This is a genomic window from Shewanella seohaensis (assembly GCF_023283775.1).
GTDB lineage: Bacteria > Pseudomonadota > Gammaproteobacteria > Enterobacterales > Shewanellaceae > Shewanella > Shewanella seohaensis.
On the sequence record NZ_JAKILE010000011.1, the window covers coordinates 1 to 23,098 of the forward strand.

Here is a 23,098-nt window from a genome sequence, read left to right on the forward strand (position 1 = left end):
TAGTAATCTTCATAGGTGGACCCGTCCTCTTTCTGATGAGTTTTAGCGACTACATCGTGGCCCATTGCGAGGCCGATTAAAAGTGGATGGGTCCATTCCATTATCCATGGCAAGACTCTCGCAATTTGTCTATTCGCCCCGCGGCAACTCCGAGGGGAAGTGTATTCTGTTACGTCGGAGTTAACTGTTAATCCCAAAAGATTCAAGCATATTAAAACGTTGCCGCGATAGCACCGAGATTTGCTAAGCCGAATTCGATTGTGGACGTGACCTTCGATGATATGGATATCATCGTAGAGCCGCCATGGATGGCTTCACGGCGTGTCACGGAAGCAATGGAATTCGGCGTATCCGCAACGAGATCAGAAGTGCTTGGATAAAGCCTTATATTTTCAACCTAACCTTCTTTCATCCCAGCTCTGCAAACAAAAACAGCCGCATATATTTGCGGCTATTTTTGATTAACACTCTGTATTTAAATGAGATTTAAAGCTTAAGCTAAATCACTCGCTATTCATTGACCATAGCTAATAGCGCAGGTAAGAACTCTTTATCTAAAGCAGCAATTTCACCTTGCTCGATAAGCACTTGATTAAGGATCTCATGGCTAGTCAACGGATTAGCTAATACCACGCGAAACACCACTGTGGGTTGTCTAAAGTAGCGGGCGGGTTGAATGCGGGTGCGGGAGACAAAGGATTTACCCTGTTCGCGTTGGTGTTTTTGAATAAATTGGGTTAGACCATCGAGCAGCTCATTAAAGCGCGCGAGTTTGGTCTTATCGCCTTGTTGAATCGCCACTTGCATGGCCGCCTGCACATTCGCAGGAACATAACGATAGGTGAGCAGGCACAGCTCTGGCGCTGTGACTAGCTCAAAGTCAGGGTGTGCGTCGATTTGCTCGGCAAAATAACGGGCTTTTTCAAGGCTGTTATTGATCAGGATTTCGTAACCATCGCGGCCAATAATCTGCAAACAGGCGTGCACTAACATCGCCATGCCGGGGCGTGAGCCTTCAAGCGTTTGGCTGCCTAAATCCTTAGAGCCTCGGCGCAGAATATATTCGGCGTGGTGGGCAATGGCATGGGCAAACTCTGGGTTTTTAAATAACACCATGCCTGCGCCCATGGGGACATACATTTGCTTATGGGCATCGATGGTGACTGAATCTGCGAGTTCAATACCATCGAGTAAGTGTCGGTATTTATTGGATAATAAGCTTGCGCCGCCCCAAGCCGCATCCACATGGAAGTGGCAGTTTAGCTCAGTTGCTAAGGCGGCAAGTTCGCGCAGTGGGTCGATATTGCCCGTCTCGGTAGTGCCTGCCACCCCAACAATCGCCATGACTTTAATGCGTTTATTCGCCAGTTCAGCGGCGACTTCGCGCATTTTGGCAACGTCAACTTTGTTATTGCCATCGGTAGGGATGCTGATGATATTGTCGCGACCGATACCGAGCAGATCGACGGCCTTACCTAAGGAGTAGTGGCCGCGCTCGGAGACCAGAATCGCTAAATCATCGAAGCCATAGTGGCGCAGCGCCTTGATTAAGCCTTCGCGGGTCACGCCTTTAAAGTCGCCATCGGCCTTGAGTAATTGGTTGCGGGCAATCCACAGGGCGGTGATGTTAGCCACTGTGCCGCCGGAGCAAAATGCGCCGAGGGAATGGTTGGCGCTGTGCATCCAATTACGATAAAAATCATCGTGTTGAGCGTAAATCAAATGGTGCATCATGCCGAGCACTTGGCGCTCAAGCGGCGTAAAGGCTTTGGAGGTTTCGATTTTGACCAAGTTTTGATTCAGCCCCACCATCATCTTCGACAGTGGCAACACGAAATAGGGCAGTGCCGAGGTCATATGGCCGATAAAACTGGGCGCCGCCGTATGCACCGAATGCGCGACGAGATTCTGCATGATTTCGTCGGTGTAGTCGGAGACAAAACGCGGCTGGCTTGGAATTTCAAAGGCTTGAAAATCGGTCTCGATTTCGGAGAGCGGCTTTTCTAGCGCGGCAATGCTGTCACCCAAAAAGCCCGCTAAGTCCTCGGAAAGCTTCTGCTCGATAATGCTTAAAGTGGATTCCGCATCTTCGGGCACAGTGAAAATTCGCATCAAACTGTCTTCGGATGCGATGGCTTGGCGAGGGAGTTTTTGGGTCATGGGGCTTGCCGTCTATTAATTCTTATAGTGAAACCGCAAAGGTGATTAAGAGTATAACCAAATACATGGCGCTTAAACCCGTTTACGGATTACCAAAAAGGGAGCTCACTTTACTGCAAGGCCTTTTAGGCATCAAGCACTAAAACACCGCCTAAGTCTGTGCTTGGGTTATAGAATAAACAAAGGCGCTATGAATAGCGCCTTGGGTGTGTGTCGTTAGCTATCTAAACGCTATCGGTACGCTAAGGTAAAGTTAACATTTGCCCAGCATCAAGACGGCGCCAATATTACGGGCGGTATTGATCAGATTCGTTTTGGCGTTAGCCAGCACATCGTCCAGCGGACTTAAATGTGGAATGATGGGGAAAATCGCCGCCATACCTTGCTCAAGTACCGCATTAGCATTGTCGCCAAGGCAACCCGCAATCCCAATGGTCGGAATGTTTTGCAGCTGCGCTTGCTTCAATACACCCATCGGGGTCTTGCCAAAGATTGTCTGGCCATCGATTCGGCCTTCGCCGGTGATGACAAGATCCGCGCCGCGAATTTTGTCAGCTAGTCCTACCGTTTGCATCACAATCTCAACACCGGGTTTAAGCTCGGCGCCTAAAAAGGCCATCACGCCAAGTCCCATTCCGCCTGCCGCGCCCGCGCCAGCTTGATTGCGGTGATCGGTGACGCCGCTTTGGGCAATCACATCGGCATAGTGACTTAGTGCTGCATCTAAGGTGCTCACCATCTCGGGTGTTGCGCCTTTTTGCGGGCCAAATATGGCCGAGGCGCCACGCTCGCCACACAGCGGATTATCGACATCGCAGGCCACTTCAAAGGTGCATTCTTTCAGTAGTGGATGGGCGTTGCTCATATCGATACTGGTAAGCTGAGCAAGTGCTGAGCCACCTGCACTTAAGGTTTTACCTTGTTTATCCAGCAGTAAAATATCCAGCGCTTGGGCCATACCTGCGCCGCCATCGTTGGTTGCACTGCCGCCTAAGCCTAAAATAATGTGTTTTATCCCGCGATTGAGCGCATCACAAATCAGCTCGCCCGTACCATAACTGGTGGTGAGCAGCGGGTTACGCTGGTCCCTTGGTACATGGTGTAAACCCGAGGCGGAGGCCATTTCAATCACCGCAATCGTGCCTTTGGCTTGCTGGCCTAAAATGCCGTAATGGGCTTTGACTTTAAGGCCGAGTGGCCCCATGACCTCTAAATTGACAATGCTGCCGCCAGTGGCGTCGACCATAGATTGCACTGTGCCTTCGCCACCATCGGCGACGGGGATTTTGACAATCTCACAGTCTGGGATCACTTGTGTTAAGCCTTGTTCGATCGCATTAGCCACATCGAGTGCGCTTAAGCTCTCTTTAAAGGAATCGGGGGCGATAACTATCTTCATTCAAAATCCTACAGCTTTTTGGGCGCACGGATGCGCCCAAGGATGAGAAAAGTGCGGCTTAGAGCAGCACTAAGCTTAGTACATACACGGTCAGCATTGCGGTAACGCCTTGGATAAGGGTCGCCATGGTTTGTGCTTTATAGGCTTGTTTAACGCTCATGCGGCTAAATTGAGTTACCACCCAGAAGAAGCTGTCGTTAGCGTGGGAGACTGTCATGGCGCCAGCACCAATCGCCATTACGGTTAACACGCGGCCCATATCACTGCCAAGACCAATATCGCCCAGCATAGGCGCGACTAAGGCCGAGGTTGCCACTAGGGCGACGGTGGACGAACCTTGCGCCGATTTCAGTGCGGCGGCGACGATAAAGGGCATAAAGATACCCACCCCTAGCGCCGACAGTGAGCTACCTAGGTAGTCGCCAATTGGTGTGGCTTTTAAGACGGCACCGAAGGCACCACCGGCACCGGTGATCAAAATAATTGGGGCTGCGGCAACTAAACCTTGGCTGATGCGCTCGCTAAATTCGGCAATCTTGTTATCGCTTTTCAGTAACAGCAGTGACAGGAACAGACCGATAAGCAGGGCGTTAACGGGTTGGCCAAGGAAGACTAACAGACTGAATAGGCCTTCTTTGCCCAGTGGTGCAGACGGGAAGTTGGCGATAGAGCCTAAGCAAATTAATAGGATAGGCACAAAAATCGGTGCAAATGCCTTTAATGGGCTAGGGAGTGTGCCATAGCTTTGTTTTAAGGCTTCAAAATCAGCAGCTTGAGCTTTGAGTTCTTCTGCACCTTCGCCATCGGGCTCAACACTGGCAAAACGGTTCGCCCATAACATCCCCGCAAGCGCGGCAACGGCAGCAACAAATAAGCCGACACCAATCACTAGGCCTAAATTGGACTCTAGCCCTAAGTTACCTGCCGCGGCGATAGGGCCTGGTGTGGGCGGTACAAAGGTGTGAGTGGCATACAGGCCTGTGGCTAACGCCACGCTCATGGACACGCTCGAAACCTTCATGCGGTTGGCCATGGATTGTTTAAGCGAGTTTAAGATCACGAAACCCGAGTCACAAAACACCGGAATCGACACTAAATAGCCGATGATGGACATAGTGAGTGTTGGGAAGCGTTTACCCAAGACTTTGATCACCACGTCCGCCATGGTAATGGCGGCGCCGCTCTTTTCGAGGATGATACCGATAATGGTACCTAACACGATTACCAGACCGATATAGCCGAGGATATTACCAAAGCCTGTGGTGATGGTTTTGGCAATATCGCCACTCGGTAAACCGTAGGCGAAGGCGGCGATAAAGGCGGCCAGAATTAAGGTTAAAAACGGATGGAGCTTAAATTTTGAGGTCGCGATAACAATAAATGCAATCACGCCGATGAGGATGAGCACGAAGTTCATATGTTTTCCCGTTCAGTCTTGGCTGAAGTTCTTAAGTGGTTTTGGCTGTTTTTGTAGGGCGCGGTCTTTATTTGATCCCAAGTCCAAATAAAGGCTGCTTTAAGGTCAGCCTATTATTGAACACTGTCAATTGAATAGCTTTGGGTAAATCGACGGAATTACGGGCGGAAATGGCCCTTATTTTGTGCGTGCGCACAAAATAAGGGCCGTGAAATCGAATGTAATGCTAAGAATATTGTTGAACCAACGCGAGCAGCGAGTAGCGCTTATTGACGACGGATAAAAGACTCGACATATGCCGCGGTGCGGGCATTGAGGATGGGGTCGTCCGACGCTGCTATGCCTTTGGGGAGGAGCAGAGGATTAAAGATGCTTTTATCACATTGTTGCACTTGAGGATCGCTGTCGCGCTTGCCATCAATCACCACTTGGCCGACGAGAATGCGCGGGCGGTTTTCGGGCCAAAGCACTGTGGGGTTATTAATCTCATCGCCTTGTTCCGCTAACTGAATGTACAGATCCCACTTGGCAGGTTGAGACTGAATTCGCTTGAGCAACTCAGGCTTGAGAAAGTCATCACCAAGCTGTGCCAACGCTTGCTGGGTGAGGGCTTGCGTGCCCGCGACGGGTTCGAAAATCCATTTACCCGCAATGCTGTTATTTTGCTTGTCGGTAAACAGAAAACTGTTCACCCCAAAGTACTGGCTATTGGCAAAACTCGGGCTCGGCGGCAATTGTTTTAAATAGTCGAAAAAGGCCTTGGCATCGGGCTTATTATCGATAAGCCATTGTTTACCTTCGGCGCCTTGCTTGCTCTTGGTTTGGAACAGATAAAAGTCCTCTAGGTTACTGGCAAAAAACATCGGCACATTGGTGGTGACAAAGTTGAGGTTTTCCCGCTCGCCATCGATTTTTAATGACATAAAGCGCCCCGGGGTTTTATCGGACAGCTTAGGATTAGTGCCGCCGAGGGAAAAACGGGCGGTCACTTTGATGGGATTTTGATTAAAAAAAGGAATGTTGAGTGAATCGTGCAATTGGGGATTGGGGGCAAAGTAACCCGAGGTACAAAACCCTTTTGTATGATTACGCAGTTTCACTTTTTTACCCGCTTCGCGACTCGCTGCATCTGGCGTGCCGTTTACTGCATCTACTAATTCTGGAATGGTACGCTCCGCCGCGCTGGCAAGTGGGGCGACAAACACTGAGCCGACCATTAGGCACGCTGTGGCGAGTGAGCTGAGTTTGGCATGATATGGCTGCATGGATTTCCTTCCTTAACAATTTAACCGTATGGGTGTCTTGTGCATTGATAGGAAAGGACGAGGCGAAATTATCTTTCACTCATTTTGTGAATATCTGGCAGAGGACGGCAGAACTAAGCAATGACTGCAGGATTAAGCCTGAGCTTGTATGAGTGAATACCATCGCTAATTTCAATTTATTCATTGAGTTAACGCTTGCTGATGTTGAGTCTTACGCTAGTGGTGATATGGGGCACTACTCGAGTCGGTAATTTGAGGTATCTATCAACTGCCCAAGATAAAGACTTAATAATCCGTGGAGGGAATGGATGTCACTCTTGGTGAGTTGCTGAATTTTATCTAACCGATACCTTAGAGTATTTCGGTGAATAAACAGCGCATTAGCGCATTGCTGCGCATCACCAAAATGAGTGATATAGGCGGCTAGGGTTTTGCGTAACTGACCATTTTTATCGGCCTTGGCTAACTGTTGGTAGGGACTGGCCAGCGCTTGACCACGCCAATCATGCTTGAGCCCAGATAACAGCACTTGCAAGGAGTAGTCTTCAAACAGGTATTTAGTGCCCTCGGGGTTAAGCTGCTTGCCTAAGTTCAAGGTTTCCTGCGCGGTTTGGTAGGAGCGCGCAATACCGCCTTTTTCAGGGAAAAAATGCCCAAGGGCGATTTTAAAATTTAAATCCATTTGCGCGGGTAAACGTTGTAGCAGTTTATCGATACGCTGATTTTCAAGCTCGGGATCCCATTGTTTTCCATCCAGAAACGCCGGTTTTAAGATCACCAGCTGTGACATGGATGTCATGGCAATCAAGTTGCCTCTGTCGGGGTTTTGCAGCAAATGCAGCACTTGCTTGAGGATTTCGCTGACTCTGGGATTACGCTCGTCTGCGCTTTGCTCGCTCTGGATTAATGAAGAAAACGCAGCGGATTTTTGCTGGGTTGGCGTGGATTGTTTTTCACTGACTTCAATTATGGCGGCCACTCGCGGCAAATTGATATCGATATCGAGTTGCTTGGCCCAGCGATGCAATTGCTCATCGTCATCGGTTTGTGCCTTAATTAACTGCAGAATAAATTCTTCACGTTGACGATTTTCCCACTGCTGCTGATCCTGCTGGTTGGCTTGTTCGACAATCATCTCGGCGGTCATTTTTAGCAGCTCACCGTAGTGGGTTAACTCGGCCGGATCGCCAGTAATACCAATCACCCCAATAATTTGCCCTTGATAATGCAAGGGTAAGTTGATGCCGGGTTTGACGCCATGTAAGCCTGAGGCCACTTCTTCACTCAGTTCCACATTGCGGTTTTGGGCGATGGCAAGCAGTGCACCCTCGTGGGTCGAGCCAATACGTTTGGGATCGCCGGAGCCTAAGATCACGCCCTGACCATTCATCACATTGATATTGTGCCCAATGATTTTCATGGTGCGACTCACAATTTGTTTAGCGATGTGTTGATCCAAAACGTACATAACTCACCTTAATTTTCAAAGGATTGATACAGAGGTTCGCCTAAACGGCGACGCCATAAGGGTAAAGGCAAACGACAGAAAAGGGCAGGTGTTTTTTTATCTTCTATACTGAGAATTGAACCTAACTCTTGTTAACCTATTTTTAACAATTGAGTTAGGGAAAGGTTATGGCGGTATTTTGTTCCCTTAAGTGTCATTTGTCCCTTTGTGGACAGGGCGAAGGATATCACGATGAAAGTCTATCTCTTACCTTCTGTACTCAGTATGTGCGTTGCGGCAAGCCTTCAGGCGCAGGCCGCTGAGTTCAACGTTAATCACGGGCAATCCCTCTCTGTTGCGGCAGGGTTGAGCCAAAAACACAGCTTTAAAGAGGTCAAAACGGTAACGCTCAATAAAGGTCAAAGCAAAACGAAAGCGTTGCAGTATTTCGATGGTGTGCTGGTGTATGGCCATCATCTGGTTGTGAGCACGGATGATACAGAACAAAGCGCCATGGGGGATGTGGCACAAATTGCGGATGATTTTTCGGTAGCGGCAGGGATTTCTCAAGGGCAGGCGATTGCGGCGTTGAATCGGTTATATTCAGGTTCGGCGGCTACCGGTAAAAAGGATGTGCAACTGGTGATCTTGATGATCGAGGATAACCCGAGGTTAGTGTATCGGGTGTCTTACTTAAGCGATCAAACCGATGCGTTATCTCGGCCGACAGGTTTTGTCGATGCGCAAACTGGCGAAGTGCTTGAGCATTGGAATGAGATCATGACCGCCAAAAATAACGCGGGTAAACCCGGCGGTGGTGGAGGCGGTTCAGGCGGCAGCAGTACTCCCTTGGATGCAACGGGTCCTGGTGGCAATGCTAAAATCGGTGGTTACTACTACGGCAGTGATTACGGTTTTCTTAAGGTGAGTGAGTCTAATGGTACATGCACTATGACCAACACCAATGTGAAAACCGTGAACATGGCGAACTCGACTCGCCGTGGTTCGGTGTTTACCTTTACTTGTCCGGAGAACACTTATCAGACGGTCAATGGCGCTTATTCGCCTTTAAATGATGCCCATTATTTCGGTGGCGTTATTTTTAATATGTATAAGGATTGGTACAACACTGCACCGTTAACGTTTCAGTTAGAAATGCGGGTGCATTATGGCCGTAACTATGAAAATGCCTTCTGGGACGGCTCGGCCATGTCCTTTGGTGATGGTGCGAGTTACTTCTATCCTCTCGTGAGTTTGGACGTTTCCGCCCATGAAGTGAGCCACGGCTTTACCGAGCAGAACTCGGGCTTAAATTACAGCGGCCAGTCCGGCGGCATCAATGAAGCGTTTTCGGATATTGCCGGTGAGGCGGCCGAGTTCTACATGCGTGGCAGTAACGACTGGAAAGTGGGCTACGACATAGTTAAAGGCAGTGGTGCACTGCGTTATATGGATAATCCGCCTAAGGATGGCCGCTCAATCGACAATGCCGCCAACTACACTAGCTCCATGGATGTGCATTATTCCTCTGGGGTGTTTAACAAAGCTTTTTACACTCTGGCGACCAAGAGTGGTTGGAATACCCGCAAGGCGTTTGATGTGTTTGTGTTAGCGAACCAGATGTATTGGACACCAACCTCGACCTTTAACCAAGCGGCCTGTGGTGTGCAGCAGGCGGCGAGTGCCAAAGGTTCTGCTTATCCAGTGGCGGATGTGGCTGCGGCATTTGCCGTGGTGGGCGTGAGTTGCCTGTGATATTGAGAGCCGTGCAATGTTTGGAGAGCGATTAAGTCGCTCGCCAAAACCTTTCTAAGCTCCAGTTTTTGAGTTCTAGTTTCCGAAAGCCCCTTAATGGGGCTTTTTATTGGGATTTGATTAGGGTTTATATAGGCTTAGAACTTGCCAGCAGGCCTGCGATACGCGCTTGAAGTGTGGGGAGCTGTTCGCGCTCAAACTCGGGATGCTGTTTTAGCCAAAGATTGTTGCGCGGGCTAGGGTGGGGCATGACCATCAGCCTAGGCCAATATAACGACCATTGCTCAATGGCTTGGGTCACTGTGATCTTCTTGTTCGTTTGAGGAGTGGATACCACTATCGCTTGAGAGCTTAACGCTTCGTCTGTCGTATCTATGGCAGGTGTGCGCGGTAGATGGTAATCAATGGCATATTGGCCAAGGACCAGCACTAATTCTATCTGTGGCATCAAGGCCAATAACTTTGCATGCCAAGTTGCGGCGCACTCGGGGCGTGGCGGTTTATCACCTTGCTTTTTTCCATTGCGTTCAATGGTTCCCGGAAAACAAAATCCCATTGGCACTATGGCAAACAGTGCGGGGTCATAAAATTGTTCCCGAGTGACATTAAGCCAAGCGCGCAGCCGCTCGCCACTAGCATCGTCGAAGGGGATGCCCTTATGGTGGGTTTTTACGCCGGGGGCTTGGCCGACGATTAAGATCCGTGCTTGGCTACTGGCTTGCAAGATGGGCTTCGCTGGTAGGGGTAATTCGGCCTGACACAGTTGGCAAGCGCGGATTTGTTTGAGCAATATACTGAGCTCGGCTGAGCCGTTTGGCTCGATAGCTGGGTGCGACATATCTGTCATCATCAAGCCCCAAGTTTGCTCAATAGCTGGTAGAGCCAATACCCAAAGATCCCATAGGAGGCGACTAATACAAGGTAACTCAATAACTTGGCGCCCAAGGCTTTAGTGGGAACCTTGGCATGAGAGGCTAATGCAATATGGCCTAAGATAATCGCAAACAGGGCGCAGGGTGGCAGCAGATAACTGATGCCTAACACGAATAGGCCACCAAGACTCAGCAGCCAGTTCGCGTGTTGGTTGCTGGGCTGATTAAGTTGGCGTAACTGCAGCGGTAATAAAACCAGCCCAACGCCGACAATGATCATGCCGAGATTGAGTGCAAAGTCACTCCAAGCACGGTGATCATAAAGGGTTAAGGCAAAGGCGAGCAGAGGCACTATCAGTGCGGTCAGCACGTGGCGTTTGGCAAAGAGGGGATTACGATACTGACCCGCAAAAAAGAACAGCCCCTGCATCAATGCGTTGATAAGAGTAAATCCACCCAGTCCGACGATGATAAATAAACTCGCCGTGCCACCGCTGGAATCGAATGCCATGGCTGGGGCGGCGAGCAAACTTAAGCCTATCGAGGCGGGCAGAGGCGATAAACGCGAAAAACAACAAGTGAAGGACGACATCTAAGATCCAATGATAGTTAACTCACTGAATTAACATCCGCTAAAGTGCCAGTAAACTCAAGGAATACCTCATCTTCGGCGTAAGTTTTGCCTCAGAGTCTGATCTTATTCAAGATTTTGGCCGCAGGAATAGACTGGACCTGTATCTAAAGCGCGGTGAGTGTTCGTTGGCAATAAAAAAGCCCGCAGTGCGGGCTTTTGATTATCAATAAACGCAGATTAGAGCTTGTAACTCATGCTCAACATCAGCATTTGTGCAGTGTAGTCATGGCTGTTGCTGCCAAAGCCTACGACGTTCCAAATGCCATCAACGGCGATATCGTTAGCGGCGTCATTGTCCTTATAGTTCTCAATTTTGTAATCGAAGCGTAGCGCGAGTTTCTCGGTCGCTTGATATTGAGCATATAAGTTAATGTTATGGACTTTGGCAAAATAGTCGCCATAGTCGCCGGTGATACCTTGTCTGACTTGAGTGTTACTGTCGGAGTCTGAATAAGTGTAATCCAGACCTAGGCGTAACTTGTTCTCCAGCAGATTGTTGTAGCTGATGCCAGCGCCAACCACATCCACTTTGTCTTCAATAAAGCCAGTCCAGGTTGGGGTGCTGTAGTTGCTGCTACCCGCTTGTTCTGACTCTATGGTTTGGTGGTTGTAGAAGGCCGTTGCCAGTAAGTCAGCGGTGATCATATAGCTGATATTGGCATCGTAACTGGTGTCTTTTGACTCAGTTAAGCCAATCACAGTATCAGTATAATCATCCAGCGCATAACGGGCACCGAAGTCTATGGTTAGACTTTCGAGTGGCGTGTGAGTGATGCGAGCTTCGATTTGGGTTCTGTCACGGTCAGCCAGATTGTACTTACGTAACAGGCTGTTGGTTTCAGAAGAGGTCCATTCAGACGCTTGGTATTGTGAGCCGTCACGGTTGCCGTAACTGCCTTTTACCCACATGTCCCACATGTCGAAGCTATTGACGCGCAAACGGGCCCAAACGGTGTTCTCATCTGTGCTTTCACGGTCTTGATACTCACGTTCGTCACGCTTGAAGTCATAACCACCATCGAGCTTAATGCCGTGGGTAATACGATAATCCGCCGCCACTTTAAAGCGCTGTGTGCGGTTATCGTAAGGGGTGTTATAGGCCACCTTACCGCTGACATTGTTGATGCTGATCTGAGTCCACTCTTCGATTGGGGTATTGTTGTCACGGTCGTAATAATCGTAACTACCCGTTAAGCGAAGGGAGTTGCTGACCTTGCTCACGACTTTGAGGTTCATGCCCAGCAGATCGACTTTGGCGTCTACCGCATCCGTTGGCAGTTGATAACCGTAGCCAGAGGTCACCAGTGACTGATCTTGGCTCATTTGTCCGGTTAAAATACGGCCAGACAGTGAGTTACTGCCATCGTTATACTGACCCATCAGCGACACTGTGTGTGACTGGTTATCGGGATCGAGTGCAATGGCACCAGTCGTTTGCGCACCAAAGGTGGGGTTGAAGGCACTGTCAAAGTTCAGCTGGTTGTATTCATTTTTGAAAATTGAACCATTGTAACTGAGCGCTGTGAACCAACGATCGCCTTTGAGTTTGACGCCCGCTTCTATGGTGTCAGTGGTGTAATCCACGGGTTCTGCCAACATCATAGATTGGTTAAAGAAGCTACCAGAGGTTTGTTTTAAACCGGTTTTTTCTTCACGCATGTAGTTCACATAGGTGCTCCACAGCGATTCACCCTGATATTCGAACCCAAGGCCTGCGCGTTCACGTTTCAGTGATAACTCGAGGCTGTTGAGGCTGTCCATCAACAGTGGCATTTGGCTGCTCGAACCTGCGGTGACCCAGTTATCGGGCAAGGTCAGGTTATTGCCGCCGATACCAGAATAGGGCGAGAGGGCACTATTGCTATCGTAAGTGGCTATTTGGCGGTAGTTCAGATTGATATTGTACTGGCCTTGTTTGCCCGCATTTACATCTAAACGTCCGCCGTCCATTCCCAGTTGATAGGCTTCAACACTGGCGCGGTAACCTTTTTCACCACGGTAGGCAAGGTCTGCATCGAACTTACCCGCAACTTCGTTTTTAGAACCAAAGGCATTGGCTGAGCGAATGTCCTCTTCGCCATTGTAACCTACGCCGACACCGACAGTGCCAGATACGCCCGTTTCAACCACGCAGCCTTTACAGCTCCATGCTGACAGTTTCACCTTGTCGGTATTGGCATTGGCGAGGCCATAACCATCGGCAGCTACGGCTAAGCCGGTGTTGGCTAATAACGCTAGAGTGATCAAATTGAGTTTGAATTTCATCTTCTCGTCTCCTTAGCGCTGTAATAGCTTGCCAGATGGATGGTTAGAACCATGGACCTGACTATGGCAATTTAAGCAGCTTCTTCCACCCGTAAAGGCATTGTCACCGACATTTGAACCTAAACCAGTGTTACCTAAGTAGGCATTGCTGGCGTGGCCATCGCTGGCGTGACATTGCTGACACAGCTGCGGCGCACGGGTTTTCAGCATGGCATCGTTCACGCTGCCATGGGGATTATGACAAGTGACACAGTTTTCAGTGACGGGTGCATGCTCCCAGAGTTTTGGGCCGCGCTTCTCGGCGTGACAGGAATAACAAGTTTCGTTAATGCTTGGCTTGTTCAGGTCTGAATCTGTCATGCTCCCATGGGGATTGTGACAGTCGCTACAGGTCATTTGTGCCCATTTGAGTGGGTGACTTGAGCGTTTGTTCATGTCCGCTTTTTGCTTAGTGTGGCAGCTTGTACAGACGTCCATCTCAGTGTTTTTAGATAACACAGGGTCTTTCGCGACGTGTACTTGGTGGCACGAGGCACAAGCAACATCGGCATTGTCATGGTGACCGCCATTCCAAGACATACGCTTATCGTCTTGGTGACAGCTCATACATACGCTGTTTTGCTTGTCGGCACTTAAGGTCGATTGCTTACCAAAAGTGATCATCGGCTCGTTGCCGCCCTTGTTGTGTTGACCCATAGGTCCGTGGCAAGCCTCACATTGTAGGCCAGCCATTGGGCTCTTAGTGGAGTCAATGGCGCCGTGGACACCTTTGAAAAGGTCCATCACTTTTTCGGATTTCTTGTGGCACATCAAGCAAGAGTCGGCACCTTTAGGTGAGTAGTTGCCTTCGGCAAACTTCTTATCTAATGTCGCTTCGACTTGCTCTGGCGTCATTTTTTCATCCCACTTGGAGGCGTGAGCACTCGGTGCGATGGCCAATGCCATGACCGCAGACATCATCAATGCCGGCAGTAGGTTTTTCATTTTGTGGCTGTTCTTCATAATAGGCTTCCCAATTTGTCCCAACAAAATTCAAGAAAGGGGGAGCGAACTCCCCCTGCTTGGGCAAATTACATTTTCACTTGAGTGTGATCTGCAACTGTTGGGGTATGGCAGTAGAAACAGGTTTCTGACTGTGCCGCTTGGTTGGCTTGAGTATAATCACCGTTCACAATCGCACCCATATTTTCTAAGCCGTGGCCAATAGATTCTGGCGCGTGGCATGAAGTACAAGTTGCTGTGATTGGGGTGGTGTATTTACCGGCAGAAGTGGCCAGTGCACCCTTCACTTTGAACGCGTCTAAGTTGAAGTCGTTGTGGCACTGAGTACATTCTTTGATAACGCCTTGCTCACCGTGAACAACGTGCAGTTTCATTTCGAAACCACCTTTGTTTGCACCGCTTGCATAGGTACCATCAGGGGTATGACAGGCCACACAGGCATCCACACCGACAATTGGCTTACCGTTGGCATCTTTGGCATGTGAAACTTGTTCTGTCATCACAAAGCCAGAGTGGTGACCTTTGTGTAGCTCGAAGGTATCACTGTGACAGTTTTGACAAGTGCTGAAGTTCACTGAGTTCACATGGCGCATGCTAGGTGCATTGCCTGATTTAGTACCGAAGACTAAGTCGGCTTTCATGCTGGTGGTTGTGCTATCTGCAGTACAAGCCGTCAGCGTGGTGCCAGTGTTACACATTTCCAGACCGATAAAGGTAAAGGCGGTATCAGTATCGCCAGCACCAAATGGCAGTGCAGGGGTAGTAAATACCAGTTTACCGTCAACTAAGGTCACACCATCTTGCAGTGCACCATCTTTAACGAGGTCTTTGGCTATCTTCGCAGCACCGCTACCTGGGCTCTTGTTGTAGCCCATGATTGGGAAGTTAGGACCGACGTTAGTGATCGTTTCTAAACGTTTGATCTTATCTTGTACGCTTGCTGCATCGATGGCATTACCGTCTTTATCTAAGATAGATACGGTTAATACCGCAGTATTGTCTTCTTGACCAGCAAGCGTTGCAGACATACCTAACTGAGCCATGACAGCTTTCTTCTCAGCGGTTTTGCCTGTGTGTAACTCGGCGGTCCAATTGCTGTTGTGACAAGCGATACAGTTAGAGTTATCTAACTGCTGAGAGTGGCCTTTGCCTGCGGCAAAATCAACGGCAGTATGGCAGCTACCACAGGTTGCGGCGGTTGGAATACGTGACCAGTTGCCCCAATCAGGTGCGGCTTCGGTTTCAACGTGACAGCTTTGGCAGCTTTCTAACGAACCTAAGGTGAGGTCTTTATGTTTAGCGTGGACTAACACGTTAAATTCTTTACCTACACCCACTTTGCCAGAAGTGTGGCAAGTCGCGCAGTAGTTCACATCTGAGTAAGCGCCGCCGTGTTTCACATTGGCTAAGTCTTGGTGACAAGCATTACAGCTTTCTGTGGCGACGACTTTGCGGCTGTAACCCGGTGTTGCACCTGTGTCAGCGGTAAAATCAACATAAGCGTTGCTGTTAGGGACTTGTGTGCCATCTGGTAATGGCGTGTTGTAAGCGCGGATCAGAACACGTTGCGCTAACTGATCGTTGTAGGTGATCTTAGCGTTGGCGCTGAGGTTCATCTTGAAGGTGTAGCTGTAGTGGCCGTTCTTCATGTCCACGAAGGTACCGGGACAGGTAGATGCCACATCACAGGTCTCATCACCGAAGTATTGCCACTGAGAGGCATTACCGGCACCTGTTGCACCCTGTGGAATCAACTGAGCTGCAGCAAAGCGCATTTTCTGCAGACCAACAACGGGTAAATCGTCTTCGTTAGTGACGGTGAATTCCACACTTGGGACACCGTTAGTCACTACTGATTTGTTGAATGTAAAATTGAGTTTTTGAATGGCTGGAGCAGGCTCGCCACCGGGTTCACCGGGTTTACCATCGTTACCATCACTTCCACCACAGCCGGTTAAGGCCACAGTGACAGCACTTGCTGCGAGCAGCAGTGCGATTTTTGATTTTTGTGCGTTCATCATTTTTTTCCCTGCATAGGTTTGGCATTACTTAAGCGCTTGTCTTCTTCGCCCGACAGATTCTTTGTCTGTGCTTTGGTCTCGAAGGCGACTTAAGTGGATGCTGGAAATAGAATTCCCCAAGGAAAGGCTAACCTAACATGCCCCTAAAATCTTCAAGGCCTTTGCTAATGTGTGACTTGGATCTTTCTATTTCTAAAGAGGTAGTTAAACCACAGGGGAAAAACAAATTTAGATCAAAAAAACGGCGGATAGTGAGGTGGAAAATAAAAAAAGAGAGAGGGGTTACCTCTCTCTTTTTGTCCAGTCTCTTTAATCGCTAAAGAGGTGGGTTATTTAGTTACCGTGTGCTTCGCGTAACTGAGTTGGAGTATGGCAAGTAGCACAGCTTTCAGACGCACGGGTTTGAACATCCGCAGCACTGGTACCATTTAAGATACCGCCGTTAGCTTCAATGTGAGACTTAGCCGCATCAGACAGATACTTCTGGTGACAGCTTAAACATGCACCCGCATCTGAAGATACCCAAATATCAGCGCCAGCGTTGGTGATGTCGCCATAGCGCCATACACGCTCAGGAGCACGTCCTAGGGTGATACCTTTATCAGTGTGACAGGTTGAACAATCGGTCTTAAGTACAGTACCTGATTGAACGCCCGCATACTTGAGGTAATGGCCTTCACGTTCGTGCGCTTTCCAAGCAAAGCTGGTTGGGATCTTACCGCCTGGATAGGCTGTATCATTCTTCAGGGTCTTATCCGATGTATGACAAGTTTGGCAGTTTACGCCGTTGTCATAGTGGTGGATTTCCTGATTGTGACAGCCTTGGCACTTAGTTGGGTCGATGATTTCACGACGAGTTTTAGCAGTTGCAGTGCTATCTACGCCAGTGTCTTTCCAAACGAAGTGGTAAGGGGCTTCTTTCACCGCCACTTTACGCACGTTCGCTACACTACAATCGGTTGGAACGATTTCGGCAACACCGTAACCACCATTGTTGAAGCACACTTCTAATGTTGACCAGAGCTCAAAGGTCTTACCGTTAGCATCCGCTGGCAGGCTGAATTTAGTGCCAGTTAATGTATAGGTTTTGGTCGCTTCGTTGTAAGTACCTTCGCTCAGTGCGATGCGACGGTTGCTGTAAGAGGCATCTGTGTAGCTTGGATAATCTTTATCAGAATCCCATGCCACGACAACGCGTGAGCTTTGGTTGACAAGTGCTTTATCGATAGCGTTGCCATCTTTATCAACCACTTGAACATCAAAGGTAATCTTACCTGTGTCATTCACACCCACATTGCTGAACTTGATACCCATTGCTTGAGTATCAGAATAGGCTTTCAGTACATCACCATGACGCTTAGCCGCGCTGCCAGTACCGCCGTAAGGCTCGGTCGCATTGTGGCAAGACGTACAATCTGTGCTGCTGTGGTGAGAAGATGGTTTTTCGGTATGACAACCAATACAAGCTTGATTGCTTAAATCGGCTTTGAAGAGGTCTGCATTCGCAGGCGCTCCCGCACCTTCAACGTGACATGCAGAGCAATCGGCGGCAGGTTTCAATGGGAAGCCTACTTTACCGTAGTCATGTAATGAACCACCGTAACCGACAATCTTGTAAGGTGCTGGAACTTCTGCGCCTGTCTCATCGAAGGTATGACGCTCACCACCTTTGTGGATAGCGTGGATCATGTAAGTGAATTCAATGCTATTGCCTGATTCTGGGTCGCCAGAAGTTGCAGTATGGCAAGAAGCACAGTTTTCAATGTCGATACGACGACCACCATGCAGCTCTAAGCTTTCTGGTTGGTGACAGGTGTAACAGGCTTGAATAGAAACCACATTGCGGGTTTGAATGCCTTCAGTCTTACCTGTAGAGGGTTGCCAATCGAAATGGGCGTTGGCCACAACCTGTGGTAAATCCAGCTCCATTGTGGCGCGTTGAGTCGCATCGGCACTGTAAGTGACAGTGAGTGGCTCAGTTACATTGGCAATGTTAGCCTGATAGGTGTAACTATAGCTACCGTCACCGTGGTCAACTAAGCAAGTGTCGCATTTATTTGCCGCTTCCACGTTGGCTTGGTATTGGGCCGATGGATTCAGATTATCGACACCCGATGGAACAGTGCCTGGCTCTTTTTTAGCATTGATATAGGCTTGCCATTGATAGCCGCGATCCGCTGGTTTAGCTGGATCGTCCGTTGCTTCAGTCACATGGGTGAGCTGAGCAATACCGAATCGTAAATCGTGATCTTTCGTTAAGCCGAGTACGGCCACACCATTGGCATTTTCCAATGTAAAGTCAACGGTGACTTTGCCAGCATCAACAGTGGCATTTGTGAATTTCGCTTTTAACGTTGAGGTTGAGTCGATATTAACACCAACAACGCCTGGTTTACCGTCTTCACCATCTTTACCATCACTGCCACCGCAACCAGTGAGCAGAAGTGAAAGTAAACCGGCACCCAACATCGCTTTTGTTGCGGTATTGAAATTGAACCGTTTCATCATGATATTTCCCTGCAATAGTTTTAATCATCATTAAGCGCTTAGTAAATAAGAATAAATCTCATTAACCGCATTTAATGTGTGGAATTAGTTTTCCACCTGTAAGGCTAACTAAGTCATTGGTATTTATCAGTCACTTTAAGCGGGTAATGTGATTGAGATCTGACTATTTCTTTAGGGGTAGATGACTGCATAGTATGAGTTCCTTTTATATTTGCAGTAGCAGGCCTTTTCGGCCTGCATCATAGGGTTATTTAATAGGGTGCACTTTTAAAACGTCGGCGACAGCGCCTTGTCCGTGGCAGAAAGCACAGGTTTCTGTGCCTGCGGTGGCGTCGGCTTTTGTTCCCGCAAATACCGCGCCTTGCTGCATCATATGGTTGCGGGTGGTATCACTTGAGTGACAGTTACTGCACACCGCAGCTATTGGGCTGGTATAGGTACCGTTGTTCAGTGCAAGTGGTTGAACTGCCGCGTTTAAGGGTAGGGCAACCGTTGAAACTCCCGCAGCATCTTTAATATGGCATTGAGCACAATTACCGATTTTGCCTGGGTAGTTGAGGTCTTCAAAACCTGCAAATTGGCTGGTATGGATCCCATGAATTAACTGCTTAAAGTCAAAGGAGGTAATGGAGGGATTTGCCGCTGTCGCATCGGCTTGCATATTCGGGTTGTGGCAAAGCTGGCATTGGCCCGCTAAATCGTTGCGTGCGCCATGAATATTCAGTTGTTGATCGCCGTGGCAGCTAGCACAGTTGGCATTGCTAATGACTTCGCGTCTGCCAGTGGCACTCAGGGCTGACATATCAAAGTAACTATGGCTTGCCTTGATAACCAGAACTTCGGCAAGTTCAGTGCTGCAATCCACTAATACTTTATCTTTGGCGCAAACTCGGCCTTGAATCGCTAAGCCGCCGTGGTCCGCTTCAGTTCCTGCCGGAATAGTGAGACCCGAAATGGTATAAGTGTAAGTGCCGTTGCTGCCAGAGACCGGTGTGGACTCGGGTAGACGAATAGAGCGCGCGGAGCGGGTACTGTAATCGAAACTGGTTCCCCAGTTAGCATAGACCCTTAGGTCGCTGATAAATTTGAGCTTATCTGCGCTATCATTGTACACAGTACCGGTGGATGGATTGCTCAGCGTCACGGCAACTGTCACTGTGCCATTGGCATCCATACTTGCGCTACTGATGCTAGGACTAAACTGGGCTAACGCGGCTGTTTGATCTTCATTACCGTGTACGCTGGCGGTCCAATCGGCATTATGGCAGGCAACGCAATTGCTGTTATCTGCTTGCGCAGGATGGCCTTGGCCCGCAGGGAAGTTAATTTGGGTATGGCAGGCACCACAGGCTTCCATGGTGGGGACTCTATGCCAGTTTTGAGCTTCGGCTAAATCAGGATTATCAACGTGGCAAGTCTGGCAATTACTGATGGATTGAGGGAAACCCGCTAAGTGTTTGCTGTGGATCATTTGCGGGAAAATATCCGCAGTATCACTGACTTTTTTACTGTTATGACAAGTTACGCAGGTTTCAACTTGGTTGTAACGGCCACCATGGAAAGCCAAATTACTGTGACAGCTATTACAGGTTTCAATAGTGATTAAGTTACGGCTGTAAGCGAGGGCATTACCCGAGGTTTGCCAATCGTAGTGTTGATTGGTAATAGGGAGCGCCGTGCCATCGGCTAGTGCATCTCCGCCCAATTTGATGACGACTCGTTGGGTTGCATCGTTAAGGAAGCTCACACCATTCATGCCGTTAAATGTGGCACTGAAACGATAGCTGTAATGGCCGTTTTTATGGTCGACAAACGTGCCTGGGCAAGAAGCGGCACACGTTTCAGAGGTGAAATGTTGCCACTCACTGCTATTACCCGCACCTGTCGCGCCCTGAGGCAGTAATTGCGCCGCAATGAAGGTGGCCGAGGGAATACCGACTACGGCTTCATCATCTTGGTTACTCACCTGATAATCGACTTGGGCAATGCCGTCGGTCACGGCGACTTTATCGACCATGATCTTTAGCTTGGTGATTGTCATCGCGGGGGGTTTACCAGGCTCGCCAGGATCGCCATCGTTACCGTCACTGCCACCACAGGCAGTAAGTAGGGTGGTTAAGGCCAGCAACAGACTGAATTGTGTGCTAAATCTTGCAAACTTGTTCATATTTCTATCCTTGGAATACGCTGTCAGTGCCTAAGTTACATTTGGTAGCTTAAGGTCAAACCTAAGTAATGAGCATTGTAGTCGTGGCTGATATCGCCAAAACTGAGCACATTGGGGACTGTGCCCCAAGTGGTGTTTTGGTTTTGCCAGTTTGCATCTTGATATTTCTCGAACAACCAATCGAAGCGTAACGACATGCTGTCGGCCAGCTTATATTTGGCGTAGGCGTTAATATTGTGCTTGCGACTGTAATAGTCACCGTAGGGACTGTTGATACCGTAGGTGACTTCGGTGTCGCTTTGGCCATCGGAGTAGCTGTAGTCCAAGCCAAGATCTAAACGATTATCCAACAGGTTTTGATAGGCGATACCCGCGCCAATCAGGGTCGATTTCTCTTCAGAGGTGCTGTACCAATCTGGGGTTGAGAAACGATTGCTTCCGGCCTGATCGGAATCGCGCCAGTCTTGGTTGAGATAGGCGTTTACACTTAAATTGTCGCTAATCAAATATTGTGTGGAGACGTCATAGCCAAGGTAAGAGACTTGGGTGAGCCCGACCAAGGTGTGGTCGTAGTCATCGTCGATGCTGTGTAAACTCGCGCCTACAGATAAGCCAATATCACTTTGATAATCTGTGTGTAGGGTGATTTTTTGACGTTTCCTGTCCGCGAGATAGGATTTACGTAGCCAAGGGTTGCTTGGACTTTGGGTGCTGGTCACAGGATTGTATTCACTGCCATTGCGGTCTAATGCTTCTCCCTTTAACCAAGCAGACCAAGCGGGCGAATAACGGTAGCTGAGTTTGGCAAACAGTCCCGATTCGTCAACGGATTGCCTGTCTAGTTCAGAATAGATAACTTCATCACGACTATATCCCGCCTCAGCATAGGCCGACGGGGTTAAGCGGTATTTTCCTTTAAGGTCGAATTGTTTGCTGCGTTTATCGTAGAGGCGATTTTGTTCTGCGCCTTGATGAAAGCTGTCGGTCACGACCTGTGGGAAATCCAGTTGAGCCGTTTTGTTTTCCCTGTCTTGATAGTTATAACTTGCTTGAACACTCAAATCCTGTGTGATGCGTCCTGAATACTTAAGCACCATATCTAGGATGTCTACTTGAGCATCCAGATTATCAGTTGGCAGTACAGGAGAGGGGCCATTAATGGTCGCGGGAAGAAAAGCCTCATCCTGCGACATTTTGCTGATACCCGCGTGCATAAGGATGTTATGGCCATTTTGGCCACCACTGGCCTCGGCGGCGATCCGATAGGCCTTGTTATCGGGGTCGACGGCATTTTGCCCAAAGTAGGCCGCACCAAATGTGGGCGTATAGGCCGATTGCCATAGCAGTGCCTGATGGTCATTCTTGTATTGGCTTATCTGGCTGTTTATGCCCGCTTGCCAGCCAGCGCCGCCAAAATAGACTCTGGCATCGATTTCATCTGTGCTGTCATCGATTGGCTGCGCCAACATCACACTGTTAGTGAGAATATTTGCGCTGGTTTTTTTCGCGCCGCTACGGTTTTCATGCTGGTAGTTTACCGAGGCTTTGTAGCGGCTGCTCGATGAGATATGGCCGGCATAGTAACCGCCGAGGTTGAATCTATCCCGCGTAATGCTTAAGTCCTGCTCGATTAAACTCGATTGCAGTAATGGCATCGATTGGGTCGTTGCTCCCTCTACCCAATTATCAGGCAAGAGCATCTTATCGTTATCGGTGAGATAAGGGCTCTTTAGCTGATTGTATTGATAATTGGCGAGACCTTTATAACCCAATTGGATTTGATAGTGTCCGGGTTGGCCTGTGGTGAGCTTGGCTGAACCTGTGTCAAATCCCAATTTATCGGCCTCTAGCCGGGTTTGGTAACCACTCTCTGCCTGATATTGCATATCGGCGCCCACGGCACCGACCATGCCATCTTTATCCGTGCCAGTGCGATTACCAAAACGGCTGTCTTCACCGTCATTGTAGGCGAGAGTGGCGCTGACGTTGCCTTGGCGTCCTGTTTTGGGCTGGCATTGCTTGCAGCTCCATGCCTCACTTTTTACGCCACTGCGATTCGCTTTTTGGATTTCATATCCCTCAGCATGGGCTGTGTTGAGTACGCCACTAATCGCCCAAGCCAGTAATGTGAGTGAGAAACAAGCTTTAGGAGTCGATATGTTCATTATTTGCATGATCATTCCCTT

The 23,098-nt window shown here is 49.0% G+C and carries 14 protein-coding genes; 1 reads left to right on the top strand and 13 read right to left on the bottom strand.

Features of this window, described 5'->3' with window-relative positions:
• Nucleotides 1-510 precede the first annotated feature (510 nt).
• The 5 genes from panP to L2713_RS13445 all read right to left on the bottom strand — a co-directional run bounded on the left by panP (nucleotide 511) and on the right by L2713_RS13445 (nucleotide 7,709).
• Complete coding sequence (gene panP / locus L2713_RS13425) at nucleotides 511-2,160, bottom strand: pyridoxal-dependent aspartate 1-decarboxylase PanP (RefSeq protein ID WP_248968236.1); 1,650 nt, start codon at nucleotides 2,158-2,160, stop codon at nucleotides 511-513.
• 253 nt (nucleotides 2,161-2,413) lie between these two features.
• Nucleotides 2,414-3,559, bottom strand: coding sequence for a glycerate kinase (locus L2713_RS13430; RefSeq protein WP_248968237.1), 1,146 nt, complete (start codon nucleotides 3,557-3,559; stop codon nucleotides 2,414-2,416).
• A 58-nt stretch (nucleotides 3,560-3,617) separates the two neighbouring features.
• Nucleotides 3,618-4,976 (bottom strand): GntP family permease, encoded by a 1,359-nt coding sequence (locus L2713_RS13435; protein ID WP_248968238.1) that lies wholly within the window; start codon nucleotides 4,974-4,976, stop codon nucleotides 3,618-3,620.
• A 266-nt stretch (nucleotides 4,977-5,242) separates the two neighbouring features.
• Nucleotides 5,243-6,241 carry a catalase family peroxidase gene (locus L2713_RS13440; RefSeq protein WP_248968239.1) on the bottom strand — a complete coding sequence of 333 codons (999 nt, stop codon included), beginning with the start codon at nucleotides 6,239-6,241 and terminating at the stop codon, nucleotides 5,243-5,245.
• A 235-nt stretch (nucleotides 6,242-6,476) separates the two neighbouring features.
• Nucleotides 6,477-7,709, bottom strand: a complete 1,233-nt coding sequence (locus L2713_RS13445) for a sugar diacid recognition domain-containing protein (protein WP_248968240.1) — start codon at nucleotides 7,707-7,709, stop codon at nucleotides 6,477-6,479.
• Nucleotides 7,710-7,940: 231 nt separating this feature from the next.
• On the opposite strand from L2713_RS13445, the gene L2713_RS13450 reads away from it, so the two are divergent.
• The gene (locus L2713_RS13450) at nucleotides 7,941-9,443 is read left to right on the top strand and encodes a M4 family metallopeptidase (protein WP_248968241.1); all 1,503 of its coding nucleotides are present in this window, start codon (nucleotides 7,941-7,943) and stop codon (nucleotides 9,441-9,443) included.
• A gap of 127 nt (nucleotides 9,444-9,570) precedes the next feature.
• Here the strand turns inward: L2713_RS13450 and L2713_RS13455 are convergent, their stop codons facing one another.
• The 8 genes from L2713_RS13455 to L2713_RS13490 form a co-directional block, all read right to left on the bottom strand.
• On the bottom strand, nucleotides 9,571-10,293 hold the full coding sequence (locus L2713_RS13455) for a uracil-DNA glycosylase family protein (protein ID WP_248968320.1): 723 nt from the start codon (nucleotides 10,291-10,293) through the stop codon (nucleotides 9,571-9,573).
• Nucleotides 10,293-10,907 (bottom strand): hypothetical protein, encoded by a 615-nt coding sequence (locus L2713_RS13460; RefSeq protein WP_248968242.1) that lies wholly within the window; start codon nucleotides 10,905-10,907, stop codon nucleotides 10,293-10,295. Before L2713_RS13460 ends, L2713_RS13455 begins: the two co-directional genes overlap by 1 nt.
• A 219-nt stretch (nucleotides 10,908-11,126) precedes the next feature.
• Nucleotides 11,127-13,214, bottom strand: coding sequence for an MtrB/PioB family decaheme-associated outer membrane protein (locus L2713_RS13465; RefSeq protein WP_248968243.1), 2,088 nt, complete (start codon nucleotides 13,212-13,214; stop codon nucleotides 11,127-11,129).
• A 12-nt stretch (nucleotides 13,215-13,226) separates the two neighbouring features.
• Nucleotides 13,227-14,216, bottom strand: a complete 990-nt coding sequence (gene mtrA, locus L2713_RS13470; RefSeq protein ID WP_011626614.1) for a decaheme c-type cytochrome MtrA — start codon at nucleotides 14,214-14,216, stop codon at nucleotides 13,227-13,229.
• 68 nt (nucleotides 14,217-14,284) lie between these two features.
• Complete coding sequence (locus tag L2713_RS13475; RefSeq protein WP_248968244.1) at nucleotides 14,285-16,237, bottom strand: OmcA/MtrC family decaheme c-type cytochrome; 1,953 nt, start codon at nucleotides 16,235-16,237, stop codon at nucleotides 14,285-14,287.
• Nucleotides 16,238-16,570: 333 nt separating this feature from the next.
• A complete protein-coding gene (locus L2713_RS13480; protein ID WP_248968245.1) occupies nucleotides 16,571-18,745 on the bottom strand; it encodes an OmcA/MtrC family decaheme c-type cytochrome in 2,175 nt (724 codons plus the stop codon).
• A gap of 247 nt (nucleotides 18,746-18,992) precedes the next feature.
• A complete protein-coding gene (locus tag L2713_RS13485; protein WP_248968246.1) occupies nucleotides 18,993-20,912 on the bottom strand; it encodes an OmcA/MtrC family decaheme c-type cytochrome in 1,920 nt (639 codons plus the stop codon).
• A 35-nt stretch (nucleotides 20,913-20,947) separates the two neighbouring features.
• A complete protein-coding gene (locus L2713_RS13490; RefSeq protein WP_248968247.1) occupies nucleotides 20,948-23,086 on the bottom strand; it encodes an MtrB/PioB family decaheme-associated outer membrane protein in 2,139 nt (712 codons plus the stop codon).
• Nucleotides 23,087-23,098 lie beyond the last annotated feature (12 nt).